This is a genomic window from Gammaproteobacteria bacterium (assembly GCA_028819075.1).
Taxonomy (GTDB): domain Bacteria; phylum Gemmatimonadota; class Gemmatimonadetes; order Longimicrobiales; family Gaopeijiaceae; genus BD2-11.
In genome coordinates, this window is record JAPPMM010000047.1 from 93,564 (window position 1) to 106,568 (window position 13,005).

Below are 13,005 nucleotides of genomic sequence, written 5' to 3' on the forward strand. Positions count from 1 at the left end.
AGGAAGCTCGGGTTTGGCTGTTGCGACAGAGAGTGTCTCCACCCAGGCGCTGACGCTGCCCGAGGAGCTCATCCTGATGCTCCTCAACGAGGAAAACGGCTACTTCCACCAGGTGCCCGGCTGGCGGCTGCATTGCGCCGTCATCGGCGCGGTGCTCGCGGAACTCTCGCTCCTGACGCGCATCGACACGGACATGGAGTCACTGTTCCTGGTGGACGCGACGGAAACGGGCGACCCCGCGCTGGACCCCATTCTGAAGGAAATCGCAGACGAGCAAGTTCAGCGGAACGCCCAGTACTGGATCGAGCACCTCGCGCACCGTGCCGAGTCGATCATCGATCTGACGCTGGACCGCCTGGTTGAACTCAAGATCCTGCAACATCACGACGGCGAGTTCTGGACCCTGGCTCGCAGGGTCTGGCAGACGGAACTGTACGGCGACACCGAGGAAGGCACCGCACGCCAGTTCATCAGGACGCGCATCGGCAAGGTCATCTTCACAGAGGAGATCCCCGACCCGAGAGACATCATCATCATCTGTCTGGTGAACTCATGTGATGTCTTTCGTTTCATATTCCAACTGGACGACGAGGCCCACGAGCGCATCGAGTTCATCTGCAGGATGGACCTGATCGGCCGCTCGATCGCGGCTGCGGTGGTGACCAACCTCGGTGGCCCGGTGGTTCAGCGGTCCCGCCTCGCGAAGCAGATTCCGCGTGTCCCGCTGCGCAAGTTGCTGTTGAATCCTCACCTGCGCAGTGGCAACCTGCCCGCGCTCGTCGCGGATCTGGCCAGGGAGTACGGCCCGGTGTTCGAGCTCCGGCCACCGTTCTCGCAACCCATGATCTTCCTCGCCGGACCGCGGACAAACCGCCGGGTCAATCGGCACGGGCGCAGATATCTGAGAGCCAGGGACTATTTCGCCGACTTCGAGCAAGTCTATGGTGCGTCCGGAGTCCTGCCCTCCCTCGATGGCGCAGACCACTTCCGGCTTCGCAAGTCCATGGCGCCAGGCGTCTCGCGCGCGAGGCTGGCAGGACAGGGAGACCAGTTGTTTCGTCAGGCCCGTGCATACATGGCGGATTGGACGGTGGGTGACACCTACCCGGCAAGACGCCTTTGCCGACGCATGATCAACAGCCAGATCTCTCCTCTCATGTTGAGCGTGGATTCGCAGGATATCATCGACGATCTGATCGTGTTCAAGGAACGCGCACTCAACGTCCACATCCTGAATGGTCTTCCCAAGTTCATGCTGAAGACCCCGGGAATGAAGCGCCGGGCGCAGGCCGTGGAGACGTTGCTGGAACGGGTCTACAGCGTCCATACTCCCGCCCAGCGGGCCGGCTGCCCGCGCAGCCTTGCCGATGACTGGCTGAGCCTGCACGCGAGCGATCCACAGTTCGTACCGGAGTCGAATCTGCGGTTCGCCCTGTCGGCCGCGCTGGTTGCCAGCGTGTATCTCGGGGATGCATTCAACTGCGCGCTCTATGCCATGGCGTCACAGCCTGAGCTCTATGCCAGAATCCGGGATGAGGCCGGTGTCTTCTTCGAAGACGGCGAACCGGGTGGCGACGACCTCAACCTTTCCGCGATGGACGTCACCAACCGTTTCATCAAGGAATGCCTGCGGATGTACCCGATCGTCCCGATGTCCATGCGGAACGTGATGAACACCTGGGTGGTCGAGAACTACGAGATACCGATTGGAACGCGGGTCGCCATCGCCCAGACAGCCTCGCACTTCATGGACGACGTTTTCCCGGACCCCTTCACCTTCAATATCGACCGCTACAAGGATCCCCGCAATGAGCACCGCAGCCCGGGGTACGCCCCCTATGGCCTGGGCACGCACAGGTGCCTCGGCTCCCGGTGGATGGGGTTGCAACTGGGCGTCAACCTCCTTTTGGTCGCGCACTACTTCACGATCCAGGTGTCCCCGGCGAACTACAAGTTCCGGTTCAGCCCCTTTCCGTCGATGAAGCCGAGCAAGGACCTCAAGTTCCGCATCGCAGAGCAGGTGCGTGAGCTGCCGTCCTGAGGTCACCCGCACCTCCGTCCACAGCCACGGCGTGCCGCCCCTCCTCCGAAGCATCCCCGTCGTCGCGGCCCTGGCCGCCTGCGGCGACTCCGGCACCGAACCGCCCGGGGAGCCGCCACGCGCCCCCGCCGCCATTGTGGTCGTGTCGGGGGGCGGGCAGGAGGGGATGGCGGGCAGCACGCTCGCCGAGGCCGTGGTGGTGAGGGTGGACGACGCGGGCGGCTCGCCGTTCGCGGGCGCCACCGTGACCTTCTCTGCCGCCGCCGGGCACGGATCCGCCGACCCCGCCACCGCGGCCACCGACGCGGCCGGCCTGGCCGCCACGACCTGGACGCTAGGCGACGCGGCCGGCGCCCAGACCCTCACGGCGTCGGTGGCCGCAGGAGTGTCGACCGACATCCGCGCGGCCGCGGGAGAGCTCCCCGCCCCACCCGACTCGGCCGTCTACAGCGTAGCCTTCAACGCCACCTGGAGCGCCGCCACCCACCCGACCGACTACCCGGGTGGCGCGCACTTCTCGCCGCTCATCGGGGCGGTGCACAACGACGGCATCCGCTTCTGGGCGAGCGGCGAGACGGCCACCCCCGGCATCGAGAGCATGGCCGAGACGGGAGGGACCAGCACGCTCAGGTCGGAAATCCGCGCGCACATCCCGGCCGCCGCCCACTCCGTGATCAGCGGACCCGGACTCAGCACGAGCCCGGCCCGCACGACCATCTCCCGCGTCGTCGTCCGGGGGGACTACCCCCTCGTCACCCTGGTCACCATGATCGCGCCGAGCCCGGACTGGTTCGTGGGCGTTTCCGCGCTGTCGCTGATGGACGACCTGGGGCAGTGGGTGGACGAACTCCAGGTCACCCTCTATCCCTACGACTCGGGCACCGACGACGGGACCACCTACACCTCCGCCAACGCCGACTCCTCGCCCAAACGGCCCATCCGCAGCCTCCGCGGCATGACCCCGTTCTCGGACGCGCCCATCGGAACGTTCACGTTCACGCGAGTCGGGGGCTAGGCGCATCGGGGGCTAGGCGCATCGGGGGCTAGGCGCATCCGGGGTTAGGCGCATCGGGGGCTAGGCGCATCGGGGGCTAGGCGCATCTTCAGCGTTCCGCGCTGAGCCGACCGCCGGGTGAGCGTCTTCATCTCCGTCCACACCCCTCCGCACGGTGTTGCATTCTGGAGAAAGCAACGATTTGTTGCATCATGGAGAATGCAATGATTTGTTGCATCATTGGATGCGCAACGATTTGTTGCATTTGTCGGTTTGCAACACGCTGCGGAGGGTCCCGACAGAAGAATATCCAAGGATCGACCCCGCCGGCTCACCGTGGGCTGGCGCCTGCGATGAGCGGCGGTGTCCCGGCCCACCCGCATCCCGAATCCACATCCGAGCGCCCGCGCCTTCCGGCGGACAGACTGCCAGCGCCCGAGCTACCAGTCCGACGACTGTTCGTCGTGCAGCGCGGTCGGCAACCGGTACGAGTACCTCAGCTTCTCGAAGCCGGCGAACTCCATGAGGGCATCGAACCGGGCGCGATCCTGCTTCGCCCCCAGACGGGGAAGCACCTTGCGGATGACGCCCCGGGACCGGTTCTGAATCCGCATCCAGGGGATCACCTTCCGCCTGCGGGTGGGAAACAGGAATGAATCGGCGAGCTCCTCGCCGATCAGCTCCCGCGACGCCTGGGTCACGACGCGGGCCATCTTCCGGCGCTCGGCGGGGTCCGTGACACCGATGATGACGGGCGCGCTGTTCACGATGCTGTTGGCCATGATGATCGCGTCCAGGTCCGCGGGAGGTTCGCACATGGAGCCGATCTCGAACGCCCGGCAAGCCGAGGCTTCGTCGTCGAAGATGAGATCCTCCGGGATGCCCATGAGCAGCCCGGTGTAGCGCCAGACGTGGATGTAGGCTTCCCGCTCCTCCCTGCTGAAGTCGCCCCCGAGCGTGGCCACGTGCCGCATCAGCCGGCCCGAGAAGGCCGCCCCGGCCAGGAGCACGTGCGCGGCGCTGATCGGTTCTCCCAGCCGGTCGTGATCCCATTCATCGGACTGGTTGATCAGGTATCGGGACTGGGCGTGCACCAGCCGGACGCGCAGGGTGAGCCTCCATCCGTCCCCTCCGGGCTCCATTCCCCCCGGCAGGTACTGCTCGACGAGCTGCATCCCGTTCTGCTTGAGGCGCCGCACACCCGAGTTGGTGACCCGTCCCCGGATCCGGAACGACTTGCTGATCAGGGTGGAGAATCCTTCGACGATGCTGCCGCCCACCAGGGCCGCGAGGACGATGTCCGAGTTTCGCAGAAAGGCGCGCGAGGCCATGCGGGCGATGTCGGCGTCGAACCAGTCGGGCACGGTGGTCGAGTAATCGACGAACGCGACGAGGGAATCGGGGGCGCCCGTCTGCGGTTCGTGGGGATTGTCCAGTGCCTGCGCCAGCGTCTGGTGCAGTTCCCCGGGATCCAGGTCCGAAAGATCCCGGACGACGGCATCCGCCAGCGGATCGCCGATCATCGTGTTGCGGACGTAGGCCTCCGCGAGCTCCGGATCGTGCTGGCGGGCGGCCTCGTATCCCGCGACGTAGGCACCGGGTACTTCCAAATCCTCTCCCGAATCGGCTCGCGGCGGCGGCTGGCGGATCATCGTCTTCCGAGGAAGAATCCGCGTCTCAGACGGGCACCTCGCACACCTTCCCGGCGATGCGGAACTCCAGCTTCTGGCTCGGCTTCATCGACGGGAAGGGGCTGATCCGGTGCTCGCAGCTCGTCGGCGCCACCTCGAGCGTAAAGTGATGCGCCATCATCAGTACGTTCACCATACGCTGCGGTTCCATCATGTCCCGTTCCCCTCCGGCAGATGCCCGGATCCAATTCGATCCGCCCACGCGCGGCGTGGACCACCCCGTCGCTCTAGAGCTAATTGCGGATAGAACTGACGGCAATACAGGCGGTACTTGCCGATGGGTCCGTCGGCCCGGCAGAGACGCGGCGGGGACTGGTAGCGCTTCCTTTCCCAGATGACCACGTCCTGCGCCACGAACCGCCGCTCCTCGTAGATCAGGATGCGGTTCATCAGCCTGTTGCGGAGCTTCCTCGGCAGGAACCCCAGCCCGACGACGTACCGCCCGGGCCTCGCGACCTCGCGCGACTGGCTGACCAGCGTCAACTCGACGAGTTCGCCGTCGACCGGGGTCGAAAGCACCCACAGTCTCGAGTCCATGCCGATCGTCTTCTCGCGAACCTCGACGAACGAGAATCCCAGACCATGGACGTGGGTGACGGCCGATACCTCGGACACGATGTCGATCAGCCCCGCGACGGTGCGGACGTTCCTGAATTCGAAGCAGCTCTTCAGGTAGGCGCCGTCGATGGAAAAGGCGGTCGGTTCGACATCCCGGTAGCCGTGCGTGTACTCCAGGTGCTCCACGTCCACGGAGTTCTCGGTCGTCTCCTGGGGATGGCCCCGGAAGCGCATGGTGGCGGAACGCAGCCCGCTCCAGTCCGCGCCCGTGGGGGGCTCCTCCGGCAGATCCCACTGCGGCGCCCGCCCGCCGGCGCCATACCACGCGAAGACCATGCCCAGGATCTCGCGGGTCTCGTAGAGCTTCAGCTTCGCGGCCCTGGGGGGTGAGGCGTTGGGCGTGGCCACGCACTGGCCGGTGGCATCGAAGGTGAACCCGTGGAAGGGACACACCAGGCAGCCGTCCCGGATGGTGCCGCCGGCCGTCGGCCCCAGGTGCGAGCCCAGATGGGGGCAGAACGCGTCCGCCACGCAGACGCGGCCCTCGCCGTCGCACCAGGCGACGATCTGCTCGCCCATCCAGGTCTTCTCGATGAGCTTTTCCTTCAGCAGGGTGTCGCGGGTCGCGATGAAGTACCACCCCTCCGGGAACGGAGGAAGTCGATCGACGCGGCGCGGGATCCGCCCGTTGGCTTTCGTAATCATGCGGCTCCGGGTTGCTGAAGGGTCGATAATCGCACCGGGGCTCATGTGATTCGAGCTAACTGCTGCCTTGTTCCGCCGTTACGGACTCTGCAAATGTCGCGCCGCGGGAGCGGTTTGGCAAATGAGCGTGCGACAAAATACCGTAGAAATGCGACGATTTCTCATCTGCCTGTCGAATGACGGGCCGGATAACCCGCGGAGATGTTGCCTGAACGTCACGCTGAACTCACCGTGGATGTTCAGCCGCTACGCTTGTGGAAGCGGCTCGCGAGACCGGCTTGACCGTATGAGGTGACCCATGTCCGAAATGAATCGACGCACGTTTCTCGGCACCGGCGCGGCAGCCGGCGCTCTGGTCGCGCTCGGGGGCTGCGACGCCCCGGGCGGCGACGCTGGTTCGGGGCCCGGTGGCGCGGGGCAGGAGAGCACCCCGGGCGGCGTGCCGGACTTCGCCCTCGACGAGATCACGATCGACGAAGTCCACGAGGGCATGCGGACGGGCGAGTACACCTGCCGCTCGATCACAGAGATGTACCTCGACCGCATCGAGGCGCTGAACCGGCAGGGGCCGCGGCTGTTCGCGGTGCTCGAGGTGAACCCGGACGCCCTCGAGATCGCCGACGCGCTCGACCGCGAGTTCCAGGCGTCGGGGCCCCGGGGGCCGCTGCACGGCATCCCCCTTCTGTTAAAGGACAACATCGATACGGCGGACGGAATGACGACCACCGCCGGCTCGACGGCCCTGGCCGGGTCGATCGCGCCGCAGGACGCCTTCGTGGCCGCGCGGCTGCGCGATGCGGGCGCGCTCCTGCTCGGCAAGGCGAACATGAGCGAGTGGGCGGGCTGGAAGTCGTTCGAGTTCGGGGCGTCGGGCTGGAGCGGCCGCGGCTGGGACGGCGGCCGGGGCGGATTCTGCAAGAACCCTTACGCGCTCGACCGGACGCCGGGCGGGTCGAGCTCCGGGTCCGGGGCGGGCGCGGCGGCCAACCTGGCGGTCGCGACGATCGGCTCGGAAACCGACGGCTCCATCGTCGGCCCGTCTTCGCGCAACTGCCTGGTCGGCATCAAGCCCACGATCGGCCTGCACAGCCGGGGCGGCGTGATCCCCATCGCGCACAGCCAGGACAGCACCGGCCCAATGGCGCGCACCGTGCGAGACGCCACAATCATGCTCGGGACGATGGTCGGCGTGGATCCGCGCGACCCGCTCACCGCCGCGAGCGCGGGCAACTTCCTCACCGACTACACCGGTGCGCTGGACCCCGCCGGCCTGAGCGGCGCCCGGGTCGGCGTCCTGCGCGAGTACGCCGGCTTCGACAGCCGCGTCGACGCCCTGTTCGAAGAGGCGCTCGACGTCATGCGCGCGGAGGGCGCGACGGTGGTCGATCCGGTCACGCTCCCGGGGGAGCTCCGCTTCGGCAACGAGTACGAGATGGAGGTGCTGTACCACGAGTTCAAGGCGGATCTGAACGCCTATCTCGCCTCGCTGGGCCCCGACGCGCCGATCAAGTCGCTCGCCGAACTCATCGAGTACAACGAGGCGAACGCCGATCTGGAGCTGGCCCTCTACGGGCAGGAACTCCATGTGCGCTCCCAGGAGCGCGGGCCGCTGACCGACCAGCGCTACATCGACGCGCTGGCAGCGAGCCATCGACTCTCGCGCGACGAGGGGATCGACCGCGCGATGAACGAGCACCAGTTGGACGCGCTCGTCGGGATCACGTCGGGGATTCCCGCCATGCAGGACCCGCTCGACGCGTCGGGCGGAGGTGGGGGCGGATGCTCGACGCCCCCGGCCATGGCGGCCTATCCCAACATGTCGGTGCCCATGGGGTTCATCCACGGGCTCCCGATCGGGATGTCGCTCTGTGGCCGCGCCTGGAGCGAGGCGACGCTGATCCGGCTCGCGTACGCGTTCGAGCAGGCGACGAACGTGCGGCGGCCGCCGACGTTTCAGGCGACGGTGCGGGTATGAGGGGAGGCGATTGACGACCTGCAAACGGGAAAAACGAAAGTTGCGCTTTTGATTTTCCCGGTTGGACGTACGCGGAAGCGGATCAGGTTGGACCGTTGCGCGTTGGCCCGACGTTGACGACCTATGACACCTGATTCCTCAGGTCGTCCTCTACTGTACAAGCCTTCGGGCGCAGCAAGACGCTGAGGTAGGAGCCTCGAGGGTAGACATCCCTCGGGGCTCTCGTGTGGAGTAGCTCAAAGCTCCACGCCGAACTCAGCCGCCAGGCTGTGGATCGCATCGTTGGCCGGGACGCCGCGTTCACCTGCCCTATAGGCTCGGATGGCTTCACGCCACAGGTGACCCCGTTCGGCGGAGTGAACGAGGAAGTCATACCGTTCTGGACTCATCACGACCATCGCGGCCTGGCCGTTCTGGGTGATCGTCTCAACCCGGCCATCGCGGATCCGCTCGAGGTGCTCTCCCGTGCGCTGCCGGAAGTGGCTCAGCGGGTAGGTGTCCTGAGTGCGGTGCATGTGGCGTCTCCATATGTTATTCGTACTAAATTCAGTATGGCACGCGTCGCAACGGCTTGTCCACCCCCGAAACAGCCCCGACCGCCGGCTCGTAGGCTGGCCCTATGCAAGCCGCTGTAACGCATAGCCCTGCCCTAGCCAGCCTTTCCCGCGTAACACATCGATACGGACCGGTGCTGGCGCTGGACGATCTCGATCTGGAGGTCCGGCGTGGCGAGGTGTTGGGGGTGCTCGGCCCCAATGGCGCCGGCAAGACCACCGCCATCAGCCTCCTCCTCGGGAGCCTGCAGGTGCAGGAGGGCGCGGCGAGCGTCTTCGGCTTCGCTCCGGGAGCGCCGGAGGTGCGGGTGCGGCGGGGCGCGATGCTCCAGATCTCGGGCATCTCCGCGAATCTGACGGTCCGCGAGCATATCGAGCTCTTCCGCGCCTACTATCCCGCGCCGATTGCGGCTTCGCGCCTGCTCGCCATGGCGGGCCTCGAGGATCTCTCCCGGCGCAGGTACGGGAAGCTCTCCGGAGGTCAGCAGCAGCGGGTGATGTTCGCCCTGGCGCTGGCGGGCGATCCGGAGCTGCTGTTCCTGGACGAGCCCACCACTGGGCTCGACGTCGATGCGCGGCACCGGCTGTGGAGCGAGATCCGGGCGCTCAGAGATTCCGGGCGCACCACCGTGCTCACCACGCACAACCTGGACGAGGCCGACGCGCTGGCGGACCGCGTGGTCGTGATCCATAACGGGCGGCGGATCGCGGAGGGCACCCCGGCGGAGATCAAGTCGCGCACGGCGGGGCGGCTGGTGCGCTGCGTCACGCGGATCGCGTCCGATGAAGTGGCCAGCCTGCCCGGCGTCGTCGAGGCCAGGACGCGAGGGCAGCATCTGGAGGCGTTGACGACGCGGCCCGAGGACCTGGTCCGGGAGCTGCTCGCCCGCGACGAGGCGCTAGCGGATCTCACGGTCGTGGCCGCAGGGCTCGAAGAGGCGTTTCTCGCGCTGACGCGGGATGGTAAGGAGGGCGCGGCATGACCGGCGGGGCGGCAACGGCCAGCGCGGGCGCTTCGATGCAAGCTCGCGACACCCATCGCCTGACCCCCACCCGCCGCTTCCGCATCTACCTCCTGGAGGCCCGCTTCCAGTTCGTGGAGGTGTTGCGGGAGCCCATGTTCGCCATCCCCACGCTGGCGTTCCCGCTCATCTTCTACCTGTTCTTCGGCGTGATCATGGGCGCGCGCGGGGTGTCGCTGGCCGTGCCGACCTACGTGCTGGCGACCTACGGGGTCTTCGGCGTCCTCGGTCCGGCGCTCTTCGGATTCGGAGCCGGGCTCGCGAACGAACGCGACACCGGCGTCCTGCTTCTGAAGCAGACCACGCCCATGCCCGCGGGCGCCTACCTGTTCGCCAAGGTCATGGCGGCGCTGATCTTCGGCGCGGTGGTCGTGGCGGCGCTGTTCCTGATGGCCGCCCACGCGGCGGGGGTAGCGCTCTATCGCTGGCAGTGGTTCGCGCTGGCCGGGGTGCTGCTCGCGGGCGTGATCCCGTTCTGCGCCCTGGGCCTGGCGATCGGCGCGTGGGCCCAGGGACGCTCGGCCGTCGCCGTGGTCAACCTCGTCTTCCTGCCCATGGCCATGCTCTCCGGGCTCTGGCTCCCCATCTACATGTTCCCGGATGTCATGCAGGACATCGCGCTCGCGCTTCCCGCCTATCACCACGCGCAACTCGCGCTCAAGGTCATCGCGATGGACGGCGGGCAGCCGGTCCCGATGCACCTGGCGGTTCTGGCGGCCGAAACGCTCGTCTTCCTCGCCGTGGCGGCGCTCGGGTTCCGCCGCGCGGACAGTTTCTCGATGAGGAGATCCCGATGAAGAGTGCACGCCATCTCGTTGGCCGCAGCCTGACCTGGCTCGTGGTGGGAGTCGCGGTCTTCACCGGCGTGCTCGCGACGCTGCCGGTGCCGGAGGCGGTGGAGGGCCCGGCCCGTGGCGTTCCCGAGGAAACGTTCGCGATCGTGGACGTCACGGCGTTCGACGGCGAGGCCTTCCGGCAGGGATGGGACGTGTGGGTCGAGGACGGGAGGATCCGGCACGCCGGCCAGAGGCTGGACCTGCCCGAGGATCTCCCGCGCGTCGACGGGCGGGGCCACACGCTGATCCCGGGGCTGATCGACGGCCACGTGCACAGCTTCCTCTCGACGCTGGGGGACGCGCTCCGTTTCGGGGTGACCACGGTGCTGGACCAGTCCACGGACCCGGCCTTCGCCGCGGCGATGCGGCCCGCGCGCGAAGAAGTGGCGCGCGGCACCCAGGCGGACCTCTTCTCCGCCGGCATGACCGCGACCGCCCCGGACGGGCACGGCACGCAGTACGGGATCCCCGTGGAGACGCTGACCGGCCCGGACGAGGCCGCGGAGTGGGTGAGGGCGCGCAAGGCCGAGGGCTCCGACTGGATCAAGATCATCTACGAGGACGGCAGCGCCTTCGGCATGGAAATCGCGTCGCTCGATGGGGAGACGGTCGCCGCAGTCATCGCGGCCGCGCACGCGGAGGGACTCGCCGCCGTGGTGCACGTGAGCACCCTCGAAACCGCACTTGAGGCGATGGCCTTCGGCGCCGACGGGCTGGTGCACGTGTGGCGCGACGAGGTCGTCTCCGAGGCGGATGCCCGGCGCTTCGCGGAGGCGGACATCTTCGTGGTCCCGACGCTCTCGGTCATGGTTTCGGCCGATGACCCGGCGGTGGCGGAACTGGTGCGCGAGACCGACGAAGCGATGCTCTCGCCGATTCAGCGGCAGACGCTCGACGGCCGCTTCCCGGGCGGGCTCGGGGAGGGCGGACGCGTGGCGATGGAGAACGTCCGCAGGCTGCGCGCGGCCGGAGTGCGGCTGGTCGCGGGCACGGACGCCCCGAACCCGGGAACCGGGGCGGGAATCTCCATGCACGGGGAGCTGCGCCTGCTCGCACGCGCCGGCATGGGGAGCGCGGAGGCGCTGGCGGCGGCGACTTCGGTGGCGGCGGACGCAGTCGGCGTCGCGGAGCGCGGCCGGATCGCCGAAGGCCATCTCGCCGATCTGGTGCTGGTGCGTGGCGACCTCGAGGAAGACGTGTCGCGCAGCCACGACATCGCCGCGATCTGGAAGGATGGGTACCTGGTGGATCGCGCGGTCGGCTCCGCAGGGACCGGGCCCCAGGCCGAGATCGCGCACGCTCCGGGCGAAACCTTGATCGCGGACTTCGAGGACGGCTTCGAGGCGAGCTTCGGTGCATGGGACGTGACGACGGACCAACTGACCGGGGGCTCCTCCACCGCCAGCGTAGCTGTACGCGACGGCGCGCTCGTGGTCACCGGCGAGATCGCCCCGGGAGTCCCCTTCCCCTGGGCCGGCGTGATCTGGATGCCCGGCGCGCAGCCCATGCGGCCCGTGGACTTCTCCGGCCGGGAGGCGATCCGCTTCCGGACGCGGGGGGATGGGCGGCAGTACTCGGTGATGCTGATCAGCAGCGCGGAGCCGGCCGGGCCGCCGCCCACCGTGACGTTCACCGCTCCCGAGGAGTGGACCCAGGTGGCGATCCCGCTGGAAGACTTCCCGACGGCCACGCCAGAGATCATTGCGGGGCTGGCGTTTGTGGCGGAGGGGCCGGTGGGGGGGTTCGGGTTCGAGGTGGATGATCTCGAGCTTCGGTGAAATCGAGCGTCAGGAATTCGACGAACCGCTGACGTCAAATCTTGCCCCCTGCTCAGCCATCACCGATGTCCGCGACGCTACTTCGTCGGACTCACGCGTCCAAGGCGCCTCAAGAGTTTCCGCACCCGGTCCGCGTAGATCGGAGTCTGCGCTCTCCGTCTCCAATCCGTCCCGCGCGTCGTCTTCTCGAACTCGCCGAGGGCGGCTTTGACCTGTTCCTCGGTCGGTCGGACCACAAACCACACCATCGCATCATATTCCCTCGGCATCTTGAAGCTCGGCCTGGTGTCCAGACCGAACTTCTGAAGTTCCTTGTCGATAAACCACTGGACCTGGTATCCCCGCCTTCTGGTGCCGAACAGACGGAGAAGCTGTCTTACCGTCATCCCGACGGTTTCCCCGGCCTGGGTCCGTTCGGCGATTTCCCGCAGTTCTCGGCGGTTGATCGTGTTGTGCCTGATCATAACGTGGCTCCCTACCCACTTGCTTGGGCGGCGTGGCGTCGAGTCCGGCCAAGCTTCGAGGTGGGAGCGTGGTCACGGACCTCACGCAGTCAAATTAACACGTCAACAAGGCTGTGTCCAATGGCGCAAGTTACTGAAATAGCAATCATTTATGCAATTTGCAGTTTCGGGTGGAAGCTGCGGTTTTTCGATGGAGCTACGTAAGACGGCAGCATCTAGCGTCAAATGGCAACCCAACAAGCCCGTTTGGCAGAGCCCCCCTCAGAAAATCCGGGAATTGTCAATTGCCGCGGGACTCTTTGGCATACAGGGCATCCTGCACGCGCAAATGCGACAGCGATGCCGTTCGTTGATGGGTAGAAACACGAAGACCCGCGCCGGAGCGCG

Annotated in this window: 11 protein-coding genes; 6 read left to right on the forward strand and 5 right to left on the reverse strand. The window is 67.1% G+C overall.

Features of this window, described 5'->3' with window-relative positions; genetic code table 11:
• The first annotated feature begins 13 nt into the window (after nt 1-13).
• Both OXU32_12790 and OXU32_12795 read left to right on the forward strand, forming a co-directional pair.
• Entirely contained in the window at nt 14-2,041 is a 2,028-nt protein-coding gene (locus OXU32_12790) for a cytochrome P450 (GenBank protein MDE0074826.1), read from the forward strand.
• Nucleotides 2,025-3,056 (forward strand): spondin domain-containing protein, encoded by a 1,032-nt coding sequence (locus OXU32_12795; protein ID MDE0074827.1) that lies wholly within the window; start codon nt 2,025-2,027, stop codon nt 3,054-3,056. The genes OXU32_12790 and OXU32_12795 overlap by 17 nt, the downstream gene beginning before the upstream one ends.
• Nucleotides 3,057-3,475: 419 nt before the next feature.
• On the opposite strand, the gene OXU32_12800 is transcribed toward OXU32_12795, so the two are convergent.
• Genes OXU32_12800 through OXU32_12810 form a run of 3 tightly spaced genes read right to left on the reverse strand, consistent with a single transcriptional unit; the run spans nt 3,476 to nt 5,989 of the window.
• Nucleotides 3,476-4,687: an oxygenase MpaB family protein gene (locus OXU32_12800; protein MDE0074828.1), complete on the reverse strand. Its 1,212-nt coding sequence runs from the start codon at nt 4,685-4,687 to the stop codon at nt 3,476-3,478.
• Between the two features lie 25 nt (nt 4,688-4,712).
• Nucleotides 4,713-4,880, reverse strand: a complete 168-nt coding sequence (locus OXU32_12805; GenBank protein ID MDE0074829.1) for a hypothetical protein — start codon at nt 4,878-4,880, stop codon at nt 4,713-4,715.
• Nucleotides 4,877-5,989, reverse strand: a complete 1,113-nt coding sequence (locus OXU32_12810; GenBank protein MDE0074830.1) for a Rieske 2Fe-2S domain-containing protein — start codon at nt 5,987-5,989, stop codon at nt 4,877-4,879. The genes OXU32_12805 and OXU32_12810 overlap by 4 nt, the downstream gene beginning before the upstream one ends.
• Nucleotides 5,990-6,296: 307 nt before the next feature.
• On the opposite strand from OXU32_12810, the gene OXU32_12815 reads away from it, so the two are divergent.
• A complete protein-coding gene (locus OXU32_12815) occupies nt 6,297-7,964 on the forward strand; it encodes an amidase (protein ID MDE0074831.1) in 1,668 nt (555 codons plus the stop codon).
• 236 nt (nt 7,965-8,200) lie between these two features.
• Here the strand turns inward: OXU32_12815 and OXU32_12820 are convergent, their stop codons facing one another.
• Nucleotides 8,201-8,479 carry a type II toxin-antitoxin system prevent-host-death family antitoxin gene (locus OXU32_12820; GenBank protein MDE0074832.1) on the reverse strand — a complete coding sequence of 93 codons (279 nt, stop codon included), beginning with the start codon at nt 8,477-8,479 and terminating at the stop codon, nt 8,201-8,203.
• A gap of 173 nt (nt 8,480-8,652) precedes the next feature.
• Between OXU32_12820 and OXU32_12825 the strand changes: the two genes are divergently transcribed.
• From OXU32_12825 to OXU32_12835, 3 genes are read left to right on the forward strand one after another with little or no spacing between them, the layout of a single operon-like run.
• Nucleotides 8,653-9,501 (forward strand): ABC transporter ATP-binding protein, encoded by an 849-nt coding sequence (locus OXU32_12825; GenBank protein ID MDE0074833.1) that lies wholly within the window; start codon nt 8,653-8,655, stop codon nt 9,499-9,501.
• The gene (locus tag OXU32_12830; GenBank protein MDE0074834.1) at nt 9,498-10,337 is read left to right on the forward strand and encodes an ABC transporter permease; all 840 of its coding nucleotides are present in this window, start codon (nt 9,498-9,500) and stop codon (nt 10,335-10,337) included. The genes OXU32_12825 and OXU32_12830 overlap by 4 nt, the downstream gene beginning before the upstream one ends.
• Nucleotides 10,334-12,154 (forward strand): CIA30 family protein, encoded by a 1,821-nt coding sequence (locus OXU32_12835; protein MDE0074835.1) that lies wholly within the window; start codon nt 10,334-10,336, stop codon nt 12,152-12,154. Before OXU32_12830 ends, OXU32_12835 begins: the two co-directional genes overlap by 4 nt.
• A gap of 77 nt (nt 12,155-12,231) precedes the next feature.
• Here the strand turns inward: OXU32_12835 and OXU32_12840 are convergent, their stop codons facing one another.
• Nucleotides 12,232-12,618 carry a hypothetical protein gene (locus OXU32_12840; GenBank protein MDE0074836.1) on the reverse strand — a complete coding sequence of 129 codons (387 nt, stop codon included), beginning with the start codon at nt 12,616-12,618 and terminating at the stop codon, nt 12,232-12,234.
• Nucleotides 12,619-13,005 lie beyond the last annotated feature (387 nt).